The organism is Oceanicaulis sp., from assembly GCF_965249665.1.
Classification (GTDB): Bacteria; Pseudomonadota; Alphaproteobacteria; order Caulobacterales; family Maricaulaceae; genus Oceanicaulis.
Genome location: NZ_OZ252247.1, coordinates 97,797 through 120,920, shown reverse-complemented (window position 1 = coordinate 120,920; position 23,124 = coordinate 97,797). Strand labels below are relative to the sequence as shown.

Below are 23,124 nucleotides of genomic sequence, written 5' to 3'. Positions count from 1 at the left end.
AGTCTTGAACCTGCGACAGAGTGCGTCTAGCTGTCGCAGCCATGCTGGATGTTCTTTCCCTCGCACTCGCGAACCTGACTTCGCCGGCCGTTCTGTTTTTTGCCCTGGGCGTGCTTGCCGGGGTGTTGCGGTCTGATCTCAACATTCCCCAGGCCGTGGCCAAGGGGCTGGCGCTCTATCTGATGATGGCGATCGGCTTCAAGGGCGGGGTGGAAGTCTCCAAGGCGGGGCTGACGACGGAATTGCTTCTGGCGGCGGGGGCGGGCGTTCTGCTCAGTTTCCTGATGCCGCTGATCGCTTTCGCCCTTTTGCGCGCCTTCACCAAACTTGACCGGACGACGGCGGCCGCCAGCGCCGCGCACTATGGTTCGATCTCGGTGGTGACGTTTGTGGCGGGGTCAGAATTCCTGCAGCTCTCAGGGCTGGTGTATTCAGGCCATATGGTCGCCGTGCTGGCGCTGATGGAGACCCCGGCGATCCTCACAGGCCTGCTGCTGGCAGGCGCGTCGAGCAAGGGACCGGACCCGAGCGCCCGTGGCGAGCTGATCCGCGAAGTGGCGCTGAACGGCTCGGTTGTGCTGCTGATGGGGGCCTTCTTCATTGGCTGGATTTCAGGTGAACCCGGCATGGTGCGGCTCGAGCCCTTCGTGGTCGATCTGTTCCAGGGCATTTTGTGTCTGTTCTTGCTGGATATGGGCATTATCGCCGCTCGGCGATTGTCCGGCGCGCGCAAGCTGGGCGTGAACGGCGCGCTGTTCGGGGTGGTCATGCCGCCCATTGGCGCGGCGGCGGCGCTGGGGCTGGCGCTGTTGACCGGCATGGGCGCGGGGGATGCAGCGGCTTTGATGATCCTGGGCGGCTCGGCCAGCTATATCGCCGTGCCTGCGGCCATGCGCATCGCGTTGCCGGATGCGGATCCGTCGGTCTATCTGACCTTGTCTCTGGCCATTACTTTCCCGTTCAATCTGGCGATCGGCATTCCGCTCTACACGGCGGTCGCTCAAGCGCTAATCGGAGGCTGACCCATGGCGCGCACAGTTCGTAAAAAACTCATCGCCATCGTCGAGACGCCTCATCTCAAGCGATTGATCGACTTGCTGCGCCAGTGCGGCGTGACCGGGTTTACGGTCATTGAGGGGCGCGAAGGCAGTGGTCTGGGCGGGGATTGGACCCGTGAGGATGTGCTGGACGCCACCGAGATGAAAATCGTGCTCTCGGTGATGAAGCCGGAGACCGCTGAAAAGGTCTTTGAGCAGGCCGAACCCTTCTTTGCGCGCTATCCCGGCATCATCTATGCGCACGATGTGGAAGTGGTTCGCGGCGAGCGCTTCTGAAGAAACTCCAGCAATTGTGACCGGTTTCGCTGGAAAACGCGGTGAGGGGTGGTCTAGAACCCCCCTCGACGCCGCCCAATGCAGGCGGCGAGAAGAGGGAGGGTGATCGGTGGCCTCAAGGCTGTTCTACGGCGTCTTGCTCACAGTCATACTGAGCGTGCTCTGGCTGTTACTGTCAGGCTATTGGTTCAAACCGATTCTGGTGGGCTTCGGCGTGCTGGCAGTCACGGTCGCGCTGGTCACGACCGCGCGGATGGGGTTGCTGGATGGGGAATCCGTCCCCTTCGCCCGCATGCCGCACTATCTCAAATACTGGAGCTGGCTCGGCGCAGAGATCTTCAAGGCGAATATCGCCGTCGTGCGCATCGCCATGGCGCCCGATCTGAACATCAAGCCGGTCATGACCCGCGTCGCGGTCAGCGCCAAGACCGACATGGCGCGCACCACCTACGCCAACTCGATCACCCTGACGCCGGGCACGGTCACCATTGAAGTCGAGGAAACCGGCTTTCTGGTTCACGCCCTGACCGAAGAATTCGCTGACCAGGACGCCTTCCGCGACATGGAGCGGCGGTCCATCGAAGCGGTTGAAGGGCGCAAGGCGCTGGTCAAACCGCGCGGAGAGGCCGGATCATGATCACACCCATTCTCGATTTCGGCATCGCCATCGTCCTGGCGATTTCCATGATCTTGATGATCACGCGACTCTTCATCGGTCCGACCCTGTATGACCGGGTGCTGGCGGTGAACTCGTTTGGCACCAAGACCGTGCTGTTCCTGGCGGTGTTCTCGCTGATGGTCGGACGCGGCGACGGTCTCGACATTGCGCTCCTGTATGCGTTGATCAACTTCATCGCCACCATCGCGATCCTGAAATTCTTCCGCTACCGCTCTCTGGATGTGGCTCTGTCGCAAATGGCGCTGCGTCGCGCCCTCGATGGCGAGGAGGACCACTGATGGATTATGCGTTCTGGATTGAGCTGGGCCTCGACATCCTCTCGGCCGCCTTCGTCATCACCGGCGCGGTCTTCGTGCTGGCGGGCGCCATCGGCGTCATCCGTCTGCCGGACTTCTATACGCGCATGCACGCCGCCGGCGTCACCGACACGCTGGGCGCCGAGCTGATCGTGATCGGCTTGATGGTGCAAGGCGGGTTCACCCTAATCACCGTGAAGCTGGCGCTTCTGGGCGTGTTCGTCTTCCTGACGAGCCCCACCGCCACCCACGCCGTGGCCAACGCCGCCTATAAATCCGGGCTGAAGCCGCTTTTGACGCGCTATCGCCCCCATGCCGGTTCTGACGATGGAGGGGCGGCATGAGCGCGTCTGACATCACCCAGTATTTTGACTACATCTTCATGGCGATGCTCATGTGTATCGGCATTGCCGTGATCCGCCTGCGCAATCTGTTCGCGGTGGTGATGCTGACGGGCGCTTATTCCCTGATCTCGGCGGCCTGGTTCGTGTCGCTGGATGCGGTGGATGTGGGCTTCACCGAAGCGGCTGTGGGCGCAGGCATCTCAACGGTCTTGCTTCTGGGCGCCATGCTTTTGACCTCCCGCGAGGCGGATGAGACGCCGCTGGTGCGCCATCTGGCGGCTTTGGCCGTGACGGTGGCTGCAGGCGTGGCGCTGTTTTACGCGCTGGGCGACATGCCGGTGTATGGCGACGCCAACAGTCCGGCGAACACTGGCGTCGGCATGGATTATGTGGATCTGACCGCTGAACAGGTCGTCATTCCCAATGTCGTCACAGCGGTGCTCGCCAGCTATCGAAGCTTTGACACCATGGGCGAGGTTTTCGTGGTGTTCGCCGCAGGCCTGGGCGTGGCCCTGTTGATCGGCCTGGGCGACTCCAAGCGGAAGAAGGGCTGATCTCATGATGTCGCCTCACGTTATTCTGCGCGTCGTCGCCAAGGTTCTGATCCCGATGATCATCGTGTACGGCTTTTACGTACACTTTCATGGCGAGTACTCGCCCGGCGGCGGGTTCCAGGCGGGCGTCGTGCTCGCCTCGGCGATCATCCTGTATGCGCTGATTTTCGGTCTGGACGCCGCGCGCAAGGTGTTTCCGCCATATTGGGCGCGGGTCGGCATGGCGCTGGGCGGGTTCATCTATGCGTCAGTGGGCTTCGTCTCGCTGATGATGGGCGGTCAGTTTCTGGAATACACCGTGTTCCATCCCGACATTGCTCACGGAACCGGCCAGCATATCGGCATCATCGCAGTGGAGATCGGCGTGGTGACCACTGTGACCTGCGTGATGATCGCGATCTTTTATGCGTTCGCTGGCCGCACCCCTGAAATCTCTGACGAGGACTGGTAAGACATGGTCGAAATCGTAGCGGAACGCTTCAACTTCGCCGTGATCATCATCCTGATGATGGTCGGTCTGTACGCGGTGATCGCAACAGGAAACCTGGTCAAGCGCCTGGTGGGCCTGTCTATTTTTCAGACCTCGGTCTTCTTGCTCTACATCAGCATCAGCAAGGTGTTCGGCGGCGCGCCGCCCATCTTTGACTATAAGGACCTGGTCTATGACCGGCTCGATCCGAACGCGGTCTACTCCAATCCCTTGCCTCACGTGCTGATCCTGACCGCCATTGTGGTGGGCGTGGCGACCTTGTCGGTCGGACTGGCCCTGGTGGTGCGCATTCGCGAGGCTTACGGCTCGATCGAAGACGATGCGATCGCTGAAGCTGATTATTCTCTGGAACTGGAAAAGGGCGTTTAAGCCGTGACGGTTGGTCAATTCCTCCCGGCCGCGCTTGCGGCCCATGCCCCGGTTTTGCTGGTGGCGATTCCGCTCATCCTGTCCGCGCCTGCTGCGGCGTTGAAATCTGGCCGCATCAGCTGGGGCATCGCCTTCGCCGGCTCTGTGGCGGCGCTGCTGTTCGCCATTGAGCTGTTCCTCGCCACGCGCGGCGAGGGGGCGGTCATCAGCTATGCGCTGGGCGCCTGGCAACCGCCGGTGGGTATCGAGTTTCGCGTCGACGCATTGAACTCGGCGCTTTTGCTGCTGCTCGCAGCCAGTGCGGTTCTGGCGCTGGTTTTCGCCTTCCCCAGTGTCGAGGACGAAATCGACAAGAACAAGAGCGCGCTGTTCTACTCAGCGTTTCTTGTGGTGTTGTCGGGCCTCGCCGGTGTGGCGACCACGGGCGACGCCTTCAACATGTTCGTCTTTCTGGAGATCTCCTCCATCCCCACCTATGCCTTGATCGCCATGGGCGCGAGCCATGATCGCCGCGCGCTGACCAGCGCGTTCAACTATCTGGTGATGGGCACGATCGGGGCGACCTTCTTCGTGATTGGCGTGGGCTTTCTCTATATGGCCGCCGGCACGCTCAACATGGCCGATCTCGCTGTGGCCTTGCCAGAGCTTCGCGGCAACCGGGTGGTGGAGATCGGCTTCGCCTTCATCCTGGTCGGTCTGGGCCTGAAAGCGGCGCTCTTCCCGCTGCATCTGTGGCTGCCGGGCGCCTACGCCTACGCACCCAGTTTCGTGACGGTCTTCCTGGCCGCCACGGCGACCAAGGTTGCTTTCTACGCCATCATCCGCTTTAGCTTTGACGTGTTCTCGGTGGGCAATGGCTTTGTGCTCAACAGCTTCACCTATGTGATTACGCCGCTGGCCATTGCGGGCATGATCATCGCATCGGCTCAGGCTCTGTTCCAAAGTGATGTACGCCGCTTGCTCGCCTACTCGTCGGTGGCCCAGGTGGGCTATATGATGCTGGGGCTCGGGCTTGGCACACAGGCGGGCGTGTCCGCCGGCGTGCTGCATCTGATCAACCACGCCATGATCAAGGGCGCCCTGTTCATGGCGCTCGGCGCCTTCGCGATCAGTTATGGCGTGCGCCGGATCGAGAATTTCAAGGGTTTGGGCCAGGCTCTGCCGGTGACGTCGGCGGCCTTCACCGTGGGCGCGCTGTCGCTGATCGGCGTGCCGTTTACGGTGGGCTTCATCTCGAAATTCTACCTCATCCAGGCGGCGTTGCAGAAAGGCTGGACCTTTGCGGTGGTCGCGATCCTGATCGCGTCTGTGCTGGCGGTGTTTTACTGCTACCGGGTGCTGGTCAATCTCTGGGTCGCGCCACGACCGGACGGCGCCAGCCATGCCGTGCAGCGCGTGCCGATGATGATAATGGCGCCGCTTCTGGTTCTGGCGCTGATGAACCTTGTGTTCGGCGTTTACGCCGAGCCGATCGTGAACATGGCTGAGGCGGCCGCCGCCGCAGCTATCAATGCCGGAGTCGCGCCGTGAGTTGGACCCCTGAACTCGCCCTCGCGCTCGCCCTGACCCTGCCTTTGATTGGCGGCGCCGCTGTTCTGGGCCTGGGCGCCAAGCCCAATCTGCGCGAAGCAGCGACCCTGATCACCGCTGTCGCGCTGGCCGTGGTGGTCGCCTATCTGGTCGAAGCGTCCGGATCGCGTCCCGAACTCGTGCTGTTTGAGCTGGCGCCGGGGCTGGAGCTGAAATTCAAGCTTGAACCCCTGGGCGCCATGTTCGCCATGGTGGCGAGCGGGTTGTGGATCATCAACTCGCTGTATTCCATCGCTTATATGCGCGGAAACAACGAGAAGGATCAGACGCGGTTCTATTTCTGCTTCACGATCTCCATCGCCGCGGCCATGGGCATCGCGTTGTCAGGCAATCTGCTGACGCTGTTCTTCTTTTATGAAGCGCTGAGCCTCGCCACCTATCCGCTGGTGGCGCACAAGGGCGACGCCAAGGCCAAGCGCGGCGCCTCGATCTATCTGGGCATTCTGCTGGCGACCTCGATCGGTCTGTTCCTGCCTGGCGTGTTTGCGGTCTACGCTTTCACCGGCACCACCGATTTCACTGTCGGGGGCATTCTGTCAGGCGTCGGCCCGATGGCGGGATCAGTCCTTCTGGTGCTGTTCGCCTTCGGCATCGGCAAGGCGGCGCTCATGCCGGTCCACCCCTGGCTGCCGAACGCCATGGTGGCCCCGACGCCCGTGTCTGCGCTTTTGCACGCCGTGGCCGTTGTGAAAGCGGGCGTGTTCTCGATCCTCAAAGTGGTCGTCTACATTTTTGGCGCTGACTATATGCAGACCCTGCCGGCGGCGGACGTGCTGGCCTGGGTGGCGGGCTTGTCCATTGTCATCGCCTCGGTGTTCGCCTTCACCAAGGATAATCTGAAAGCGCGGTTGGCCTATTCCACGGTCTCCCAGCTCAGCTACATCACCCTTGGGGCCATGCTCGCCAGCCCGCTGGCGCTGCTGGGCGCGGCGCTTCAGATCGTCATGCACGCCTATGGCAAGATCACCCTCTTCATGACGGCGGGCGGGATCTATACCGGCGCGAAAAAGTCTGAAATCTCCCAGCTCGACGGTCTTGGCCGCTATATGCCGGTCACCTTCGCGGCCTTCACCATCGGCGCTCTGTCGATCATTGGCGTACCGCCCTTTGGCGGGGTGTGGCCGAAAGTCTTCTTGATGGAGGGCGCCGCCGAGGGCGGTCAGCCCTGGCTGATCGTGATGCTGATCGGGTCGACGCTGCTCAATATCGGCTATCTGCTGCCCATCGTGATCCGTGGGTATTTCAAGCCCAGGCCTGAACCCAGCCCGATGCGCCCCGGTCAGCCGCCTGCGCTCGCCTGGATCGCGCCACTGCTGACGGCGGGCGGCACCATTGTGCTGTTCTTCGCCATCGGCCCGCTGATCGACTTCCTGTCGCCTGTGTTCACCACGGAGATGACGCCATGACCGCGCCCCGTGATCCCAAATCCGATATCCATCCGCTGGTGCGTCCGTTCACCGGGCTGACCAGCCCGCGGGCGGGGCTGATCACCATGATCGTGCTGGCCGTCCTTCTGGTGGCGGGCTTCGGCCTTGAAACCATCCTGTCTGAAGACGGCCTCTCCAAATACCCGGAGGTCTACGGCGCGTATGAGCTGCTGCCTTTGGCGGCAAGCGCTGTCGCCATTCTGGCGGGATGGGCGCTGGTCTGGCTGCTCAGCCGTCCGGGTGACTTCTATTCTCGCGCCGCTGGCGATGTGAAGGAGAGCGAGAATGACTGACGCCCTGTCATTTCTGAACGGCGTCTCGCCGGCCTGGTTCCTTATTCTCGCAGGTTTGCTGGCCTGGGCCTCGCCACGCTCCGAGCTGCGCAAAGCCTTGATGCTGCTGGGGCCTATCGGCGCTTTGTGCGCCTGGTTCGCCACGGGTGAGACCGGCGTTTATGGCGTGATCGATCTCGGCCCTGTGGTGCTGGAGACCTTCCGTCTCGATAATCTGTCGCGGGTCTGGGCGCTGGTCTTCATCCTGATCAGCTTCATCAATGGGGTGTACGCCCTGCATGACCGCAATCGCATGACCGATGGCGCTGCGTTGATCTATGCCGGCTCGGCCGTCGGCGCGGTGTTCGCGGGCGATCTTCTGACGCTGTTCTTCTTCTGGGAGCTCACGGCTCTGGCCTCAGCCCCGCTGATCTTCGCGGTCGGCACGCCTGAAGCGCAACGCGCAGGCCTGCGCTATCTGGCGATCCAGGTGCTGTCAGGCGTGGCGCTTCTGGGCGGCGCGACGATCTGGGCCAGCCAGACCGGCTCCTGGGCGTTTGACGCCATCGGGACCGAGAGCTGGGCAGGCGTCATCATGTTGCTGGCCTTTGGGCTGAAAGCGGGTTTCCCGCTGCTGCACATGTGGCTGCCGGACGCTTACCCCAAAGCCACCGGCGTGGGCTCGGTCGTCTTGTCCGCCTTCACCACCAAACTTGCGATCTACGCGCTGGCGCGCGGCTTTGCGGGCGAAGAGCTGCTGATCACGATCGGCCTTGTCATGGCGGTCTTCCCGATCATCTTCGCGATGACCAGCAATGACCTGCGCCAAACCCTCGCCTATGCGCTGATCAACCAGCTTGGCTTCATGGTCGTGGCGGTGGGCGTTGGCGGCGATCTGGGCCTGAACGGGGCTGCGGCGAACGCCTTTGTAGGCGTGATCTACATGGCGCTGTTGTTCATGGTTCTGGGCGCGGTGCTGCTGCGCACCGGCACGATGAAAGTCAGCGAGTTGGGCGGGCTTTACAAATCCATGCCCGTCACCGCGCTCTTTGCGATCATCGGCGCTTTGTCGGTGGTCGGCGCGCCGCTGTTTTCCGGTTTTGTCGCCAAGACCTTGATCCTGTCTGCGACCCATTACGCAGAATATGACTGGGCCTATACAATCCTCGTCTACGCCTCTGCGGGGGTGATGGAGCTGAGCGTTCTGAAAGTCGTCTACTTCACCTTCTTCGGGACCGATCGCGGGATCCGGGTGAAGGAAGCGCCGCAAACCATGCATCTGGGCATGGCGCTGGCGGCCTTCCTGTGCGTCTTCCTGGGCGTCAACTATCAAGCCCTGTACGGCATCTTGCCGTTCGACATGGAGTATTCGCCCTACAAGCTGTCGAGCGTGTTCGGTCAGGTCCAGCTGCTTCTGGGCGGGCTTCTGGTGTTCGCACTGGCGCTCTATTTCAAGCTGTTCCCGCTCAAGGGCGACCGCACCATCCTTGATGCAGACTGGCTCTATCGTCGCTTTGGCGACGCGTGCGCGCGATGGGGCGCCGCCATGGGGCAGCTGCTTGTAGACGCCATGGGCAAGGGGCTCGGCGCCTCCGTCACCCGGCTTCGCGGGCGATTGTTCAACCTGTTCAGCCCGGCGGGCGCGCTATCCAAGGAATTTCCATCCGGTCTGATGGCGCTTTGGACGGCGATCATGCTCGTAGGCGTTGTTCTGGTGGCGTACTTTTCCCCCAGTTAGGGTGATGAACGCAGTTACCCACAACTAGCGCAATAAGGGAATTCACGCTCCCTTAATAGGAATGTTATCCTCACCCTTCAGCTCGATCCTATACTTCACCGAAGGATCGATAAGGGAGGGGATAACCCGATGCGTACGAACACGCTTGTTCTGGACCAGGCGCGCGCCCGGCTCGCGCAACAGGCCGCCGCTTACGCCTTTGGCGTGCCGGTGGAGGAAATCAGCAGTCCGACACGGGGGCGGGCGCGCGCCGCGCTGGCGCGCCAGGCCGCCATCTATCTGACCCATGTTGCGTTCGAGCTGAGTTTGAACCGGGTGGCGGATGCGTTCGGGCGCGACCGCTCCACCGCCGCCCATGCCTGTCACCGGATCGAGGACGCCCGAGACGATCCCGCCTTTGATGCGGCGATGGAGGATCTCGAAGCCTGTTTGCGCTCGGCGCCGGGGCCCGACCTCATTCCTTTCGGCATGACCCAATGAGCGTCGCTACGCCCGGTTGGCTGCGGCGACTGGCGCGGCCCGGCGCCCAGCTGGCGCCCCGCAGCGGGGGGCGTTCGGGCTATGGCGTCTATGCCGGCGCCGACCGGCGCCGCCGACCCCTGGCGAGTGTCAGCGTCGCTGCTTTGGCGCAGGCGGTGTCTCAAGGCTGGGTGGCGCAGGACGAGGACGGCGCCTTTCTTCTAACGCAGACGGGACGGCGATGTCTCAAGGCGGGCGAGGCGGAGGCTGCCCGGCCCGCCCTGACCCTCGCCCGCCAGACGCTGCCCGATCCTGAGGGCGGGCTGAGGCTGCAGACCGTCAACCCGACTACGCTCGATGGCCCGCTGGCGCGCTATGCGCGACCTCAGAACAGTCGCCCCGCCTTGCTTGAGCCGGTGCATCTCAGCGCGGCCGAAAGCCTGATGCGAGATTATGAACGCTCCACCCTCTCTTCTCGCGTCACGCAAAGCTGGAGCGGTGTGCCTGGCGGGGGCGCTCGATCCGCGCCAAGGGACCGCAGCGAGGCGCCGATACAGCGCCTGAACGCGCAAGACCGGGTGATGGACGCGCTCGCTGCCGTCGGGCCGGGCCTTGATCACTGGCTGGTGGAAATCCTGATCCGTCAAAGCGCCATGACCGACGCCGAACGGCGCCTGAGCTGGCCGTCGCGCTCGGGCGCGCAAGCGCTAAAGCTGGCGCTCGACCGATTGGCGGTTCACTATCGGCTGAAGCCGGTCACGGCGGGGGCGGATCCGTTCAGCGCTCGCTGAGACGGTTTGACAGGCTCGGGCCGGGGAGGGCGCCATGCAGATGAAGACTCACGTGATGTTTCAGGGGCAGGCGGATGATGCGCTGGCGCTTTATAGATTGGTATTCAAAGCGTTAGAAGTTCGCGTGGAGGCGCGCTATGGCGCAGGCGACGCCCTGCCGGAGGGTGCGATCAAGCTGGCGACGGCTGAGTTCGCCGGTCACGCGCTGATTATCTTCAACAGCCCGCCTGTCCATGATTTCAGTTTTACGCCTGCGGTATCGCTCTACGTAGAGCTCGACACTGCAGAGGCGTTGGAGACAGCCTTCGAACAGCTGTCACAGGACGGACAGATCCTGATGCCCATCGGCGACTACGGGTTCAGCGCCCGATATGGCTGGCTCGTTGATCCGTATGGTTTGTCCTGGCAGCTCAGCCTTCCACACGCGGGTTAAACCCGGCTTTCCGCTTCGGCCTGAATGCGCTTGATCATCGACGCCAAGCCATTGGAGCGTTGAGGAGACAGGTGTTCGGCGAGTCCGATGCGGCCCAGAACCGCTTTGGGATCAATGGACAAAGCCTCTTGCGGGCTGCGGCCATCATAAAGACGGCTCAGGAGCGCCACCAGGCCTTTGACGATATGGGCGTCGGAATCCCCGCGCAGTTCCAGTGCGTGGTTCGGCCCATCATCAATCACCATCCATACCTGGCTGACACATCCTTTGACGCGCGTGTCGTCGGTGCGCTCGGCGTCGGGCAGGCCCGGCAGAGCCTGGCCCATCTCGATCAGATAGCGATAGCGTTCTTCCCAGTCGCCCAGGAAGTCAAACTCGTCCACGAGGGCGTCGATGTCAGCGGTAAGATCGGTCATGAGCGCTGAGGTAAAGCGCGCGCCGAGGCAGGGCAAGACCAGCGCCGCGTCTATCGCAGGTCAGAGGTCTCGCGGGTGACGTCCGCCAGAAGCGCGTCGAGGCTTTGCGCCGGTGCATCCTGGGGCAGGGCGCCGGGGGCGAGGGGCGCTTGGATCTGTTGATCGGCAGCCCAGGTCTGGGCGCGATCAGTGACAACGCCCATCACAAGCGAAGAAAAGCTCGCGAGTTGTTGGCCGACAGCGCAGGCTTCAGACTGGTCGTTACAGAACTCCCGCGTCTGCTGACCCGCCTGGCGGGACAAATCCCGGGACGTGTCCAGGGCGTCTGTGGCAATGATCAGCTCGCGGGTTTCACGCGCAAACGCTCCATCCGGCGCGGCGCTGAAGCCGGCGGGGATGAAAGCCGCCGTCACGGCGGTCCAGAAAATGGCGCGTAGCACGGTGCGGAGCATGCCAGCCTCGTCTCAACTTACTTCAGACAATGAAGCAATTCTGAGGCTAGAAAAATGTTCCCGAAAACACCAGCCGTTGTGCAATTAAGGGTAAAGTGTGTGTTAACGCTGAACACTTACCCTTAACTTCGGCTTACGTTACCGATCAAAGTGTCTCAATTTGACACGGCTTCATTCGGCGCTCGCGTCGCGGTCAGGCAATCCGCTACGTCATTGAGGGCATGCTCGGCGATGCAGAAGCTGTCTTCATACTTGAAATGACCCGCCGCCACGCACTGGGCGAGGTCCAGCCGCACCCAGGACATGCAGCGCTCCACCGCCGGGTCGTCGAGCAGCCGGTCCATAAAGGTCATGTCGCCGTCTTCAATGGCGTCCAGAGCCGCGAGCGACAGCATCCGGCCCACCCGGCGCTCATCAGGCTGGAGCTGGCTCTGGCCCACTTCCACGCTCAATTCGGGCAGATTCAGATCTACGGTTTCGGGCTGGGCGAACAAGGTGGTGGCCGACCCCATGGGGGCGGCGGCGGGCGCTTCGGGCGCGCGGAACTGGACATCGAGACGCTCAGACGCACTTTCCAGCGAGGATAAACGCTCCTGACGGTCACGCGCGCGAGTTTGCGCCCAGCGCTCGTGCTGCAGATCATAGGCCGCCTGACGATAACGGGCGCCGACTTCGCGGATTTCAGTGACATCGCCGTCAATCGCCTGGGCGACATCAAGCCCGGCGGTGTCGGCGCCCATAAAGCCGGTGACATACATGGGGTCATGGGTCAGGGCGGCGGCGGCGGTCTCTGTGCCGTAATAATCAGCGACGGCGCGCACGGCGTCGATGAATTCAGGATTACGTGCTGCGACGAGCGCAGCGTAGGCGATTTGCGCATTGACCAGCCGATCGCCGTCATAATAGCGCGACAGCGCATCCATGGTGGCGTCAAGATCCGCGCCCGACAAAAGCTCGCGCTCCCCAGCCAGCGTCACGTCAGAGCGATAAGCGGCATAGGTTTGCGCATTGAGCAGAACTTCGGGCTCGGTGGTGTCGGGCGTGGTTTGCGCAGCCTGAGGCGCCGGCAGCGTCAGCACGGGCCCGGACGGTTCCTGCGGCGCAGGCTCCTGAGTCGCTGACAACAGGGCGAAGCTGAGGGCGGCAAAAATCATGATGTCGTGATCCCGGCGAAAAACCTACTTTTGATCATGACCTAGTGCAGCGGTCGCGCCAAGGGGGCTCGCACTCTTTGGCGCGAATTCAGTAATTGTTAACGGCCCCAGACGAGCGTGCGGTTCTATTCTCATTTTGAGTCGAGATTCGCTTTCATGCGCGCACCCATCGCCCCCGTCGCCCGGTTTATGGATCAACAGGCTCCGCGCCTGATTCATGGCGGCTGGCTGGGCTTGGTCGCCTTGATCGGTCTGGGCGCGCAAAGCCCTCTGGCGCCATCAGATTGGGTGCTCGTCTCTGTGGCCGCCGCACCGGGTCTGCTGGGCCTGATGCTGGGCGGAAAGCGCAAGGCGCGTCTGGATGCGGTGCGCTTCATTCTGGCGCTGGCCTGGACGCTTCCCGGTTTCGCTGCGGCGCTGGCTGTGGGCTCGGCCCTGTCGCCGGCGGCTTTGGCGTTTCTGATTGGCCCGGCGGCTCTGTCTGCATCCGGCCTGCATAAAGATGTGCGCCTGAGCGCGACCATGAACACGCTCGCCTTCATCATGGTCGGACTGGCGAGCGTGTGGGGACCGCTCGCGTCGGGCTCCCAGGTTTTGACGGCGAGCCCGATGGCCGGGCTGGTCTTGGCGGTGTTCTTTGCGATTTGCGGCTTTTCGGCGCGGGTTCAGCTGGTGGGGCAGCTGGAACGGACGCAGACCAAGCTGGCGGCGCTGGAGCCGGCGGCGCAGGGCTTTGAAAACGCGCCCGCCGCCTTGCTGGCGCTGGACCGGACGGGCCGTATTGCAGCGGTGTCTCAACGCATGCGCGGCTATGCGCCGGGCGCGCCCCGCGATCTGGGCGGTTTGTGCGTCAAAGGCCTGGCGTTTGACGATGCAGGTCGCGCCCAGATCGATAAAGGACTTCAAACCGCTCTGCATGACGCCCAGGGCCTTGAAAGCGCTTTCACCTTCCCTGTGCGCTCCGCCCGCGGCGCCCGGCACGAGCTGGACGCACACGCCCTGGCCACGGACACCGGCTTTGTAATCCGGCTTGACCCGCCGCGCGCTGAAGTCGCGGAGGCGGAGACGCTGAGCTCGCAAGACCGCGCACGCCTGCAAGCTGAACGCGATGCGGCGCTGGCGGCCAGCCGGTCCAAGTCTGAATTCCTCGCAGCGGTCAGCCATGAGCTGCGCACGCCGCTCAACGCCATTATCGGCTTCTCCGACATCATCAAGCAGCGCCTCTTCGGACCGCTGCCGGCGCGTTACGCCGAATATGGCGATCTGATCCATGAAAGCGGCGAGCATCTTTTGGAGCTGATCGGCGACGTTCTGGACATGTCCAAGATTGAAGCGGACAAGTACGAGCTGAGCCCTGAAGAGTTTGACGCCCGTGACGTGGTCTCGATCTGCGCCAAGATGATTGGTCCGCGGGCCAAGGATCGCGGCATTGCTCTCTATTGCGAGCCGGGCGATTCAGATCTGGCGGTGAACGCAGATCGCAAGGCGATGCGTCAGATCCTGTTGAACCTGTTGTCGAACGCCGTGAAATTCACGCCCGAAGGCGGCGCCGTGGTGGTGATGGCGCGTCAGGACGGGGCGGATCTGGTGCTGGCGGTCGGCGATAGCGGCGTGGGTATCGCCGCTGACGAGCTTGATGAGCTGGGCACGCCCTATCACCAGACCCGTTCGGGCAAGGAAACTTCAGAGCGTGGCACCGGCCTCGGTTTGTCCCTGGTGCAGGCGCTGGCGGACATGCAAAACGGCGAAGTTCGCCTGCAAAGCGCGCCGGGCCAGGGCACCACGGTCACCGTGCGTTTGCCGGTGATGGCGCAAGCGAAGGCCGAAGTGACAGATTTCGTCCCGCTGGAAGTGCATCAGCGCATCGCCGCCGCGCAACAGGCTGGTGAAGTGATCATCCAGGCCAAGGACGGCGCAGCGTAAGCTGGCCAGGACGGTCGGCTTTCAAGTCTTTATGAGCTAGTTGGACGCGGTCGGGTCCGTCGCCGCCGGGCTTTGCGGCGCCATGCGCGGCAGGCGCATGAAGCCCATGGCGGCGTCCAGCGCCCCGATCTCCACCCAATAGCGGTCGATCACCACGCCTGTGGCGTCATAAAGATCGATGCGGGCGCCTTCGCGCGGCGCCAGGCTCGCCAGCTGCGAGACCAGAGTGTCGGGGAATTGAAACCCCATTGCTGGCGCACCTGCGGCGGGCGCCAGCTCTCCGGCGCGTTGCGCGCTGAGCGCTTCAGTGGCGAAGACGCGCACCAGCCGGTCCGAGGGCGCGCTCCAGGCGCTGACGGGGTCGTTATCGGGCGGGGGCAGCAAACCGCCCGCCGTCATATCCACCGGGTAAGGCTCCCGGCTGGTGTCGCGCAGGTAAGCTACGGCATAGGCGGGGCGCAAGGATGTGCGCAGGCTCAGCGCCAGGCCGGTTTCCTCGCCGTGCTGGAAAACGCCGAAATTGGCGTCGCCCTGACCGAGGCTCTGGACGATGCTCCACCGGGCGTAATCGTCAGAGACTCCGCCGCGCTGGGCGGTCCAGCCCTGCTCGCGGCCTTGAAAGCGCGCCTGGTCAAACCCCATCAGCCGCAACACTTCATCGCGATGACGCGTAACGCCGGGCAGGTCAAACGCGGCCTGACACGTGGTTTCAAACGCCTCGCTCTGGCGGTTTTCGAACTGGTTGAGCTGGGCGGGGCTGGCGCCTTGCAGCACGGCGTCATCCCGGCTGCGCTTGATGGCGGCGTTCAGAAGGTCGCGCTCCACCTGCGTGAAGACGGCGCAGGCCTCGTCCGCCGACCGCGCTTCAAGACGCAGTTCATAGGCGTCAAACGAGGCGTCGATATCAACAGCGGATTGCGCCGTCAGAAGGGTGAGGGATGCGAGCCACATCCCGCCATCTTAGGAGGCGCGTCTTGACGTCCGGTTTACATTGATGCTGCCCAGCAAAAGCAGCACAGCCAGCGAGAAGGCGCCCAGCGCCAGCCATTCGTCATGAGCACGCAGCTGACCGCTGATCCATTCCGCAGAAAAGCGCGGTGCGGCGGACGGGCCGAAATGGGTCACATTGCTGGCGTCCCACAGGGCGGCGCGGCCATCGAGTTCTGTCCACATTTCCGACCGCGCCAGTCGCTTGGCAGCGCGGGCGAAATCCGCGCCGTCTGGGGCGGTGAACAGGGCGACCTGACGGCCTTCGGGCGTGGCGAACAGGGCGGCGACACCGGTGATGCGCGCATCGCGCTCACTGGGATCCGCGGCGTAGGCGGTGGAGCCGTAATAGCGCCGGCGTTGCGGCGTGCGATTGGCGGCGGCGTTGGCGGCGGCGCGCACTTCACCGGGGGCCGCAGCCAGAAGGCGCGGATCCAGCGACGCCTGCGGCCCCAGGACCATCAGGTCATAGCGTTCGGGCGCTGCGTCGACATCATCGCCGAACCAGGCGTACAGCCAGGCCGAGCCCGAGGCGAGGCCCGCGCGCGCGATCACGGACAGGGCGGCGTTGCGCTGGTCTTCGTCAGAAGCGGCGATGACCACGGCGGCGCGCCCCCCCTGATCAAGACCAAAGGGCGCGCCAAGATTGGCGAGACCCGCGAGAGCGTCGCGATCCGCGCTGCCTGGCGCCGGGGGCACTTCAAGGCGGGGCGCGTTCAACGCTGCGGCCATGTCAAAGCGCACGGTGTGCGCCTGCATGGAGCGGGCGGCGAACAGGCGCGCCGAAGCGATCAGCGCCGCCGGGGAGGCGGCGGACAGGCGCACTTCGGACGGGCCGGTCAGATCAATGGCCGGCGCGCCGGAGCCGCGCACGAAAGCGGTGACCACCAGCTCGGCGACGTCAGAGTCGCTCACCAGGATCGGCGCTTCCCCCATGCGCAGGGCCAGGCCTTGGGCGATCAGGGCGGCGACGGCGAGTTCGTCATCTCCCGCGGCTCGCGCATCCACATGAACACGGCGCGGCGCGGCGAAGTCTGCGTTCAGTGCGGCTTCCACTTCTGAGAGAGCCGAATAGCCCAGGGGCGGAGCGGCGGAGATGCGCAAGCGGCTGGCCTGCGCAGACACGGTCCACCCGTCTTCACCTGGCTCCACAATGCGCAGGACCAGCGTGTTCTCGCCGGCGCGCAGATCATCGGAGTACAGGGCGAAACGGGCTTCAAAGGATTCCGCCCGCGGTTGCAGCACCACTGCGCGCGAGCGGTTCACAAACGCCTCGATCCGGCCGCCGGAGCGGGCGCTGTCGGGGATGGCGTTCATCAGAAGTTCGATCCCGGACGGGTCGGCGTTGGGAGCAATAGTGAAGGGGATGCGGATTTCACGATGGCCCGCGTCAAGCCGGAGATCGGCGCTGGCGCCCGTCAGCTCGGTCAGCAAGACTTCTTCAGAGCGTGCGGCTCGGTAATCCTGAGCCACAGCCTGCATCTGAACGGCGACAAGGCTCATGAGACCTATAAAACAAAGGCCCAGTGGACGAATTTGTGTCAGCATGAAACGTTCCCCTCGATTAACAGACTATTAAGCAATTGCTCTGCCAGCAAGTGAATTGACGATGACGGATCTGAGAGCGAGGTTTTGGGTGGACGCCTTGCGCTGGCGCGCGGAAAGCGCCGGCGCAAGCATTTATGTGGCCCATAAGGGGGATCCCGACGCGGGCGTTATCTTGTTGAAAACTCTGCTGCCAGAGCGGATGGCGCAGCTTTATGCACCGATGCGGAATTTCGAGGGCGAGCGGGTCTGGATGACGCCGCTGGGGTCAGATCCCGTCCCGGAACAAGACGCGGACGCCTATGCCCGGCGGCGTCTGGAGGATGATCCGGATCTGTGGCTGGTGGAGGTGGACGACCCGCATGGTCGACACTTCCTTAATGAGGCGATTGATAAATCTTAAGACCGTTCAGGCATGCTCAGAGAGAGTTGGAAAAACGCCGACGGGTTAATGCATAATGCTCTTCTTGTTCAACGATGCCCTCTATGATCTGGGTGACGCCAACCAGACTGCGCGCGAGCGCGGTGAGGCTTTGGGAATCAATGCGCTGACGCTGCGCAGCATGCGTATCGGGCAAGTCGTCAAAATGGTGCGTGAATGGGTGTGGGAGCGACCTGCGCTCGCCAAGTCCGACCCCGAGAGCGCCATGTTTCTGTCCAGTCTCGTCGCCTTGAAGACCAATGAAGCCAATGCGCTGCTGGCGGTGGCGCCGCAGACGGCCAAGTCGTCCGCCGAAGTTCAGGTTCGACTGGCATCTGTATCATTGGTGACCATGAAGCAATTGCTCGATTTGCAGGCGGAAGGGCGTCTGTCAGGGCAGACGGCGAACATGGCGGTCTGGTCTCAGGTTCCCGCGCGCATGCAGGCCTGACGCCTCGGCGCTTGCGTGCGCCCTGCGCCTCGGCTACCTCGCGGGTCTGAAGACTTTTGCAGGATATGCCGATGACCTCCGCCGCTGACGGCGCGCAATGGGCGCGCCGGCGCACATACGCCATCATTTCTCACCCGGACGCGGGTAAGACCACGCTCACCGAGACGCTGCTTCTTGAGGCCGGGGCCATTCGCCTGGCCGGACAGGTGCGTGCCCGCGGCGAAAATCGCCGCACCCAGTCAGACTGGATGAAGATTGAGCGCGAGCGCGGGATCTCGGTCTCCGCCTCGGTGATGACCTATGAATATCGCGATCTGATCTTCAACCTGCTCGATACGCCGGGCCACGAAGACTTTTCCGAAGACACCTATCGCACGCTCACGGCTGCGGACTGCGCCATCATGGTGCTGGACGCCGCCAAGGGCGTCGAGCCGCGCACCCTGAAACTGGTGGAGGTGTGCCGCCTGCGCGACATTCCGATCATCACCTTCATCAACAAGTTTGACCGTGAGGCGATGGAGCCCTTCGAGCTGCTTGATGACATCCAGGACAAGCTGGCCCTCGACGTCAGTCCGATGCAGTGGCCGTGCGGGTCCGGCAACCGCTTCAAGGGCGTCGCCGACTTCAAGACCCATGAGTTCGTGCTCTATAAGCGTCCGGATGACAGCGATGTCAGCCGCTCTGAACGCGTGCCGCTGGACGGTGAGGCGATCCACAAGGTCTTGACCGAGGACGAGCTGACCGAGGTGACAGAAGGCCTCGATATGGCGCGAGAGCTCTTGCCTGCATTTGACGCCAAAAGCTTTCAGGAGGGCCATCTCAGCCCGGTCTATTTCGGCTCGGCGCTGCGCCGGTTCGGCGTGCATGAGCTGCTGGACGCTCTGGCGGACCATGCGCCGGGCCCGCAACCGCAAGCCGCCGCCAAGGGCCCGCGCGAGGTGCTGGAGCCGGGCGACAAGGAAGTCGCCGGGTTTGTCTTCAAGGTGCAGGCGAATATGGACCCCAACCACCGCGACCGGGTGGCGTTTGTGCGTCTGAGTTCGGGCCAGTTCAAACGCGGCATGAAGCTCAAGACCGAAGGCGGCAAGACGCTGTCGGTTCACAACCCGATCCTGTTTTTCGCCTCAGACCGTGAGATCGCCGACGAGGCGTTTGCGGGCGATGTGATGGGCGTGCCCAACCATGGCGTGCTGCGGGTGGGCGACACCCTGTCGGAAAGCGGCAAATGGCGCGTGTCGGGCATTCCGAACTTCGCCCCGGAAATGCTGCGCCGGGCGCGTCTGAAAGACCCGCTCAAGGCCAAGCATCTCAAGAAGGCGCTCGAATCCCTCGCCGAAGAAGGCGTCACCCAGCTGTTCCGGCTGCAAGTGGGCGGTGAGTTCATCATCGGCGCGGTGGGGGCGCTGCAAATTGAGGTGATGGCCCAGCGTGTGGCCGATGAATACGGCATCGACGTGGTGTTTGAGGCGAGCCCCTATGATACGGCGCGCTGGATTTCGGGCTCGGACGCCGATCTCGAAGCCTTTATCGACCGCCACAAGACCGCCATCGCCGAAGATATCGACGGCGATCCGGTTTTCATGGCGAAATCGGCCTGGGAGGTGAATTACTCTCAGGAGAAATTCCCCAACATTACCTTCAGCGCCACCAAGGAGCGCAGCTGATGAGCGTACAGGCCGTCACCGAGCAATTGCCCGAACCTGTTCAGGCGTCCGTGTCAGAATTTTTCGCCTTGGCCGCTCAGGTCTGGGAGACGAGCTTTCTGGGGTTTTCCGTAGGGCAGGGGCTGAGCGCCATTGGCGTGCTGGCGGTCTCCATCGTTTTTCGGGGGCTGTTTTCCTCGGTGATCGTGGCGCGGGTGCGCAAGGCGGCCACCAAGACCGAAACCCAGCTGGACGACAAGCTGCTCGAAGCGCTCTACGGCCCGATCAAACTGATCCCGGTGATCATCGGCCTGTTCATCGCCATGGCGATATTGGGCCTCAACGTGGAAGGCGCGCCGATCAATGGTGACCGCGTGGTTCAGACCGCGATGGTGATCGCCCTGTTCTGGGGGCTCCATAATGCGGTCGAGCCCGTGGCGCTGTTGTTCTCGCCGCTACGTCGCGCGCTCAACCCGGTGATGATTGACTGGATGGCGAAGGCGCTGCGCATCCTGTTCATGATCATCGGCGTGGCGACGATCCTGTCGCTCTGGGACATTCCCGTCGCTGGCGTGATCGGCGGCCTGGGCCTTCTGGGCGTCGCGGTGGGGCTGGGGGCGCAGGATCTGTTCAAGAACCTGATCGCCGGCATTCTGATCCTGACTGAAAAGCGCTTTGTGCCCGGCGAGTGGATCAAGGTGGATGGCATTGTCGAAGGCACAGTGGAGCAGATCAATTTCCGCTCAACGCTTGTTCGCCGGTTCGACAAGGGACCGGTCTATGTACCGAACGCCTTTCTGTCTGATCAGGCGGTGACCAACTTCTCGCGCATGACCCATCGCCGGATCTCATGGATCATTGGGGTGGAGTACAAGACCACCACAGATCAGCTGGCCTATATCCGCGACGAAGTGCTCGACTGGGTGCTCAATCATCCTGAATTCGCCAAGCCGCCGGAAGTCTCCACCTTCATGCATGTGGACAAGTTCGGCCCGTCCTCGATCGACTTCTTCCTGTATTGCTTCACCACGACCACGAACTGGGGCGAATGGCTGCGCATCAAGGAAGAGCTGGCCTTCGCCATCAAGCGCATCGTGGAAGAGGCCGGAACCGGTTTCGCCTTCCCGTCCACCACCATCTATATCGACGATGGCGCCGAAGTGTTTGTGCCGCCGCAGGTGAAAAAGCACGAAGACCTCGACGCGCCTGACAAGCAGAACCGTCAGATCGCTCGCGGCGAAAACCATGATGGTGAATCGGGAACGGGCCGCTAGGGCGCAGCGGCGACGAAAACCGCAGACAAAGGCCCAGTCCGGCTATGGGAATTGTCATGGAGCCGTCAAGCTGACCTGATACTGCACTCCTCAACCTGCTTGATTGAGGAGTGCGTCATGTCCCGTTTCGCCCTGTCTGTCTGTGTCGTCGCCCTGTGGGCCAGCTTGAACACCCCGGCTCTGGCGCAGTCCTACATCGCAGCGCCGGAAGTCTTGGGACGCGCGGACGGCGACACGATCACCGGCGTGGTGTTTGAGGATATCGACCGCAACGGACAACGGGATCTGGGGGAGCCGGGCGTGGAGGGCGTGCGCATCTCCAATGGTCGTGACTGGGTGAGCACCAATGCCGCGGGTCAGTATGAGATCGCGATCCGGCCGGACATGAATCTGGCGATGGTTCAGCCCTCAGGCTGGCAGGCGCCGGTCGACCACCGTAATGTTCCGCAATATTTCTATATTCATAAGCCCGGCGGCACGGGTTATGAGATGCGCTATGGCGGCTTGCCGGACACCGGCCCTGCGCCGGCAGTTGTGAACTTTCCGATCATTCGCCGATCAGAGCAGACAGACGCGTTTACCTGTGCGGTGGTGGGCGACAGCCAGACCTACTCCAATCAGGAAGTGTCCTGGTTCCGCGACGGCGTGATCCAGGACCTCGCCGAGATGGATCTGAGCGATCAGGACTGCGTGCTGTATGTGGGCGATGTGGTCGGTGATGATCTGGGCCTGCTCGACCGCCTTCTGGAGGTGGGATCCGTTGTAGGCGCGCCTCAATGGCTGGTTCATGGCAACCATGATTTTGACTTTGACGCGCAGTCGGATGCGGATTCCGCCGATAGCTGGCGCCGGATTTATGGCCCCAATTATTTCGCCTTCGAAATCGGCGATGTGCTGTTTGTCGCGCTGGATAATGTGGTCTATCCGTGCGGACCGGACGATTACGCCCTAGGGCACGATTTCTGCGCCCCCGACGCCCGCCCGACCTATAATGGCCGCGTGACGGACGATCAGCTGGTCTGGCTGGAAGGGCTGATCGAGCGCACGCCCGAAGACATGTTGATCGTGCTCAGCCATCACATCCCCTTCGTCTCCTTTGTCGATTCAACGTCTAACAAGCACCAGACTGACAATCTCGATCGCATCCATGATCTGGTCTCCGGTCATCAGGCGCTTTCGCTCTCAGGGCATACGCACACCACGGAAAATCATGCGCCGGGCCAGATCTTTGACGGCTGGCGCGAGAATACGGGAACGGGGCCGCTACCCTTCCGCCATATCATCGCCGGGGCTGCGTCAGGCGCCTGGTATGCGGGAGATTTCAACGTGGACGGTAATCCGATGAGCCTGCAGCGCATGGGGGCTCCCACGGGCGTGATGATGCTGGCGTTTGACGGCGCCGAATATGCTGAGCGCTATGTCGGGGCCCGTATTGATGAAACGCGCGGCCAATGGGTGGGCGTGTCCACCCCGCCGCTGCGGGCCTGGTATGATGAGATCATGGCCTGGCGAGCCGAGGATCGCGACGAGGCCGATCCCGTGCCGCCTCTGTCCATCAATGATCTGCCCGATCCCAACATCGTCACCCCTGAGGAGTTGTCGGACGGGGTCTGGATCACCGCCAATGTCTGGATGGGGTCAGCGGAAACCGAGGTCGTCGGTCAGATCGCTGACGGCCCGGCGCTCAGCTTTGAGCGCACGCAAGAGGGTGCAGGCGAAGCCGCGCGCATCGGGTCTGAATGGGCCGATCCTTTCGCCGTGCAGCGCCAGTTATCGGTGGCGCGTTATGCGCTGCAGAGCCGGTCGGGCGATGCCCTAGCCCAAGGCGTGTCTCAATGGCAGGGGCGGCAGACCGGTCCTGCGGCGCCGCGACCGCAAAACGCCGTGGCGGATCGCAACATGCATTTGTGGCGCGCCCAGCTGCCGGCGGATCTGTCTCAGGGCGTGCACGCGATCACGGTGACGAGCACCGATCGCAATGGGCTGCAGTATGACGACATGATCATTTTGGAAGTGCGCGAAGCGCGTCCGCAGCCGACTTTCCGCTCCGAGCTCTGGCGGGACTAAGTCCTGAAACGCCGT

At 63.0% G+C, this 23,124-nt stretch carries 26 protein-coding genes; 21 read left to right on the top strand and 5 right to left on the bottom strand.

The genetic code is table 11. The features are described 5' to 3' along the window. Positions 1 to 41 precede the first annotated feature (41 nt). The 15 genes from ACP154_RS00635 to ACP154_RS00565 all read left to right on the top strand — a co-directional run bounded on the left by ACP154_RS00635 (position 42) and on the right by ACP154_RS00565 (position 10,776). Positions 42 to 1,022 (top strand): sodium-dependent bicarbonate transport family permease, encoded by a 981-nt coding sequence (locus ACP154_RS00635; protein WP_421857799.1) that lies wholly within the window; start codon positions 42 to 44, stop codon positions 1,020 to 1,022. A 3-nt stretch (positions 1,023 to 1,025) separates the two neighbouring features. Then, entirely contained in the window at positions 1,026 to 1,334 is a 309-nt protein-coding gene (locus ACP154_RS00630; protein ID WP_028284779.1) for a DUF190 domain-containing protein, read from the top strand. Between the two features lie 109 nt (positions 1,335 to 1,443). After that, positions 1,444 to 1,971: a Na+/H+ antiporter subunit E gene (locus ACP154_RS00625; RefSeq protein WP_421857801.1), complete on the top strand. Its 528-nt coding sequence runs from the start codon at positions 1,444 to 1,446 to the stop codon at positions 1,969 to 1,971. Further along, positions 1,968 to 2,291 (top strand): monovalent cation/H+ antiporter complex subunit F, encoded by a 324-nt coding sequence (locus ACP154_RS00620; protein WP_107711202.1) that lies wholly within the window; start codon positions 1,968 to 1,970, stop codon positions 2,289 to 2,291. The genes ACP154_RS00625 and ACP154_RS00620 overlap by 4 nt, the downstream gene beginning before the upstream one ends. Further along, the gene (gene mnhG / locus ACP154_RS00615; RefSeq protein ID WP_107711201.1) at positions 2,291 to 2,653 is read left to right on the top strand and encodes a monovalent cation/H(+) antiporter subunit G; all 363 of its coding nucleotides are present in this window, start codon (positions 2,291 to 2,293) and stop codon (positions 2,651 to 2,653) included. The genes ACP154_RS00620 and mnhG overlap by 1 nt, the downstream gene beginning before the upstream one ends. Beyond that, on the top strand, positions 2,650 to 3,207 hold the full coding sequence (locus ACP154_RS00610; RefSeq protein ID WP_421857804.1) for a DUF4040 domain-containing protein: 558 nt from the start codon (positions 2,650 to 2,652) through the stop codon (positions 3,205 to 3,207). Before mnhG ends, ACP154_RS00610 begins: the two co-directional genes overlap by 4 nt. Positions 3,208 to 3,211: 4 nt before the next feature. After that, on the top strand, positions 3,212 to 3,658 hold the full coding sequence (locus tag ACP154_RS00605) for a Na(+)/H(+) antiporter subunit B (RefSeq protein WP_107711199.1): 447 nt from the start codon (positions 3,212 to 3,214) through the stop codon (positions 3,656 to 3,658). Positions 3,659 to 3,661: 3 nt separating this feature from the next. Then, positions 3,662 to 4,066, top strand: a complete 405-nt coding sequence (locus ACP154_RS00600) for a cation:proton antiporter subunit C (RefSeq protein WP_421857807.1) — start codon at positions 3,662 to 3,664, stop codon at positions 4,064 to 4,066. A 3-nt stretch (positions 4,067 to 4,069) separates the two neighbouring features. Beyond that, on the top strand, positions 4,070 to 5,596 hold the full coding sequence (locus ACP154_RS00595) for a monovalent cation/H+ antiporter subunit D family protein (RefSeq protein ID WP_421857810.1): 1,527 nt from the start codon (positions 4,070 to 4,072) through the stop codon (positions 5,594 to 5,596). Continuing rightward, a complete protein-coding gene (locus tag ACP154_RS00590; protein WP_107711196.1) occupies positions 5,593 to 7,062 on the top strand; it encodes a proton-conducting transporter membrane subunit in 1,470 nt (489 codons plus the stop codon). Before ACP154_RS00595 ends, ACP154_RS00590 begins: the two co-directional genes overlap by 4 nt. Continuing rightward, complete coding sequence (locus ACP154_RS00585) at positions 7,059 to 7,376, top strand: hypothetical protein (protein ID WP_421857813.1); 318 nt, start codon at positions 7,059 to 7,061, stop codon at positions 7,374 to 7,376. The genes ACP154_RS00590 and ACP154_RS00585 overlap by 4 nt, the downstream gene beginning before the upstream one ends. Next, positions 7,369 to 9,093, top strand: a complete 1,725-nt coding sequence (locus tag ACP154_RS00580) for a Na(+)/H(+) antiporter subunit D (protein ID WP_421857815.1) — start codon at positions 7,369 to 7,371, stop codon at positions 9,091 to 9,093. The genes ACP154_RS00585 and ACP154_RS00580 overlap by 8 nt, the downstream gene beginning before the upstream one ends. 129 nt (positions 9,094 to 9,222) lie before the next feature. After that, a complete protein-coding gene (locus ACP154_RS00575; protein ID WP_022701794.1) occupies positions 9,223 to 9,573 on the top strand; it encodes a helix-turn-helix domain-containing protein in 351 nt (116 codons plus the stop codon). Beyond that, entirely contained in the window at positions 9,570 to 10,343 is a 774-nt protein-coding gene (locus ACP154_RS00570; RefSeq protein WP_421857818.1) for a DUF6456 domain-containing protein, read from the top strand. Before ACP154_RS00575 ends, ACP154_RS00570 begins: the two co-directional genes overlap by 4 nt. Positions 10,344 to 10,377: 34 nt before the next feature. Continuing rightward, positions 10,378 to 10,776 carry a VOC family protein gene (locus ACP154_RS00565; RefSeq protein WP_421857821.1) on the top strand — a complete coding sequence of 133 codons (399 nt, stop codon included), beginning with the start codon at positions 10,378 to 10,380 and terminating at the stop codon, positions 10,774 to 10,776. Here the strand turns inward: ACP154_RS00565 and ACP154_RS00560 are convergent. The 3 genes from ACP154_RS00560 to ACP154_RS00550 all read right to left on the bottom strand — a co-directional run bounded on the left by ACP154_RS00560 (position 10,773) and on the right by ACP154_RS00550 (position 12,798). Then, positions 10,773 to 11,192: a SufE family protein gene (locus ACP154_RS00560; RefSeq protein WP_421857824.1), complete on the bottom strand. Its 420-nt coding sequence runs from the start codon at positions 11,190 to 11,192 to the stop codon at positions 10,773 to 10,775. The two genes, ACP154_RS00565 and ACP154_RS00560, sit on opposite strands and share 4 nt — an antisense overlap. 50 nt (positions 11,193 to 11,242) lie before the next feature. Then, complete coding sequence (locus ACP154_RS00555) at positions 11,243 to 11,644, bottom strand: hypothetical protein (protein ID WP_421857827.1); 402 nt, start codon at positions 11,642 to 11,644, stop codon at positions 11,243 to 11,245. 155 nt (positions 11,645 to 11,799) lie between these two features. Beyond that, positions 11,800 to 12,798, bottom strand: a complete 999-nt coding sequence (locus tag ACP154_RS00550) for a hypothetical protein (protein ID WP_421857830.1) — start codon at positions 12,796 to 12,798, stop codon at positions 11,800 to 11,802. A 156-nt stretch (positions 12,799 to 12,954) separates the two neighbouring features. Here ACP154_RS00550 and ACP154_RS00545 point away from each other — a divergent pair, with 156 nt between their 5' ends. Continuing rightward, positions 12,955 to 14,721: a sensor histidine kinase gene (locus ACP154_RS00545; RefSeq protein WP_421857833.1), complete on the top strand. Its 1,767-nt coding sequence runs from the start codon at positions 12,955 to 12,957 to the stop codon at positions 14,719 to 14,721. A gap of 36 nt (positions 14,722 to 14,757) precedes the next feature. Here ACP154_RS00545 and ACP154_RS00540 read toward each other — a convergent pair whose 3' ends face one another. Both ACP154_RS00540 and ACP154_RS00535 read right to left on the bottom strand, forming a co-directional pair. Continuing rightward, on the bottom strand, positions 14,758 to 15,672 hold the full coding sequence (locus ACP154_RS00540; protein WP_421857835.1) for a hypothetical protein: 915 nt from the start codon (positions 15,670 to 15,672) through the stop codon (positions 14,758 to 14,760). 9 nt (positions 15,673 to 15,681) lie between these two features. Further along, positions 15,682 to 17,211 (bottom strand): cellulose biosynthesis cyclic di-GMP-binding regulatory protein BcsB, encoded by a 1,530-nt coding sequence (locus tag ACP154_RS00535; RefSeq protein WP_146160012.1) that lies wholly within the window; start codon positions 17,209 to 17,211, stop codon positions 15,682 to 15,684. A 106-nt stretch (positions 17,212 to 17,317) separates the two neighbouring features. Between ACP154_RS00535 and ACP154_RS00530 the strand changes: the two genes are divergently transcribed. From ACP154_RS00530 to ACP154_RS00510, 5 genes are all read left to right on the top strand, one after another. Continuing rightward, positions 17,318 to 17,656, top strand: a complete 339-nt coding sequence (locus ACP154_RS00530) for a DUF1491 family protein (protein ID WP_421857837.1) — start codon at positions 17,318 to 17,320, stop codon at positions 17,654 to 17,656. A 64-nt stretch (positions 17,657 to 17,720) separates the two neighbouring features. Further along, a complete protein-coding gene (locus ACP154_RS00525) occupies positions 17,721 to 18,125 on the top strand; it encodes a hypothetical protein (RefSeq protein WP_146160011.1) in 405 nt (134 codons plus the stop codon). A gap of 65 nt (positions 18,126 to 18,190) precedes the next feature. Beyond that, the gene (locus tag ACP154_RS00520; protein ID WP_421857839.1) at positions 18,191 to 19,789 is read left to right on the top strand and encodes a peptide chain release factor 3; all 1,599 of its coding nucleotides are present in this window, start codon (positions 18,191 to 18,193) and stop codon (positions 19,787 to 19,789) included. Further along, positions 19,789 to 21,042, top strand: coding sequence for a mechanosensitive ion channel family protein (locus ACP154_RS00515; protein WP_421857841.1), 1,254 nt, complete (start codon positions 19,789 to 19,791; stop codon positions 21,040 to 21,042). The genes ACP154_RS00520 and ACP154_RS00515 overlap by 1 nt, the downstream gene beginning before the upstream one ends. A 117-nt stretch (positions 21,043 to 21,159) precedes the next feature. Next, a complete protein-coding gene (locus ACP154_RS00510) occupies positions 21,160 to 23,109 on the top strand; it encodes a calcineurin-like phosphoesterase C-terminal domain-containing protein (protein ID WP_421857844.1) in 1,950 nt (649 codons plus the stop codon). The last annotated feature ends 15 nt before the right edge of the window (positions 23,110 to 23,124 follow it).

Coding starts and splice junctions, on each gene's coding strand:
- ACP154_RS00555 (WP_421857827.1), bottom strand. CDS start 11,644: ATGCTCCGCACCGTGCTACGCGCCATTTTCTGGACCGCCGTGACGGCG.
- ACP154_RS00540 (WP_421857835.1), bottom strand. CDS start 15,672: ATGTGGCTCGCATCCCTCACCCTTCTGACGGCGCAATCCGCTGTTGAT.
- ACP154_RS00510 (WP_421857844.1), top strand. CDS start 21,160: ATGTCCCGTTTCGCCCTGTCTGTCTGTGTCGTCGCCCTGTGGGCCAGC.
- ACP154_RS00570 (WP_421857818.1), top strand. CDS start 9,570: ATGAGCGTCGCTACGCCCGGTTGGCTGCGGCGACTGGCGCGGCCCGGC.
- ACP154_RS00610 (WP_421857804.1), top strand. CDS start 2,650: ATGAGCGCGTCTGACATCACCCAGTATTTTGACTACATCTTCATGGCG.
- ACP154_RS00520 (WP_421857839.1), top strand. CDS start 18,191: ATGCCGATGACCTCCGCCGCTGACGGCGCGCAATGGGCGCGCCGGCGC.
- ACP154_RS00535 (WP_146160012.1), bottom strand. CDS start 17,211: ATGAGCCTTGTCGCCGTTCAGATGCAGGCTGTGGCTCAGGATTACCGA.
- ACP154_RS00545 (WP_421857833.1), top strand. CDS start 12,955: ATGCGCGCACCCATCGCCCCCGTCGCCCGGTTTATGGATCAACAGGCT.
- ACP154_RS00550 (WP_421857830.1), bottom strand. CDS start 12,798: ATGATTTTTGCCGCCCTCAGCTTCGCCCTGTTGTCAGCGACTCAGGAG.
- ACP154_RS00605 (WP_107711199.1), top strand. CDS start 3,212: ATGATGTCGCCTCACGTTATTCTGCGCGTCGTCGCCAAGGTTCTGATC.
- ACP154_RS00585 (WP_421857813.1), top strand. CDS start 7,059: ATGACCGCGCCCCGTGATCCCAAATCCGATATCCATCCGCTGGTGCGT.
- ACP154_RS00560 (WP_421857824.1), bottom strand. CDS start 11,192: ATGACCGATCTTACCGCTGACATCGACGCCCTCGTGGACGAGTTTGAC.
- ACP154_RS00515 (WP_421857841.1), top strand. CDS start 19,789: ATGAGCGTACAGGCCGTCACCGAGCAATTGCCCGAACCTGTTCAGGCG.
- ACP154_RS00600 (WP_421857807.1), top strand. CDS start 3,662: ATGGTCGAAATCGTAGCGGAACGCTTCAACTTCGCCGTGATCATCATC.
- ACP154_RS00530 (WP_421857837.1), top strand. CDS start 17,318: ATGACGGATCTGAGAGCGAGGTTTTGGGTGGACGCCTTGCGCTGGCGC.
- mnhG (WP_107711201.1), top strand. CDS start 2,291: ATGGATTATGCGTTCTGGATTGAGCTGGGCCTCGACATCCTCTCGGCC.
- ACP154_RS00580 (WP_421857815.1), top strand. CDS start 7,369: ATGACTGACGCCCTGTCATTTCTGAACGGCGTCTCGCCGGCCTGGTTC.
- ACP154_RS00565 (WP_421857821.1), top strand. CDS start 10,378: ATGCAGATGAAGACTCACGTGATGTTTCAGGGGCAGGCGGATGATGCG.
- ACP154_RS00635 (WP_421857799.1), top strand. CDS start 42: ATGCTGGATGTTCTTTCCCTCGCACTCGCGAACCTGACTTCGCCGGCC.
- ACP154_RS00620 (WP_107711202.1), top strand. CDS start 1,968: ATGATCACACCCATTCTCGATTTCGGCATCGCCATCGTCCTGGCGATT.
- ACP154_RS00630 (WP_028284779.1), top strand. CDS start 1,026: ATGGCGCGCACAGTTCGTAAAAAACTCATCGCCATCGTCGAGACGCCT.
- ACP154_RS00575 (WP_022701794.1), top strand. CDS start 9,223: ATGCGTACGAACACGCTTGTTCTGGACCAGGCGCGCGCCCGGCTCGCG.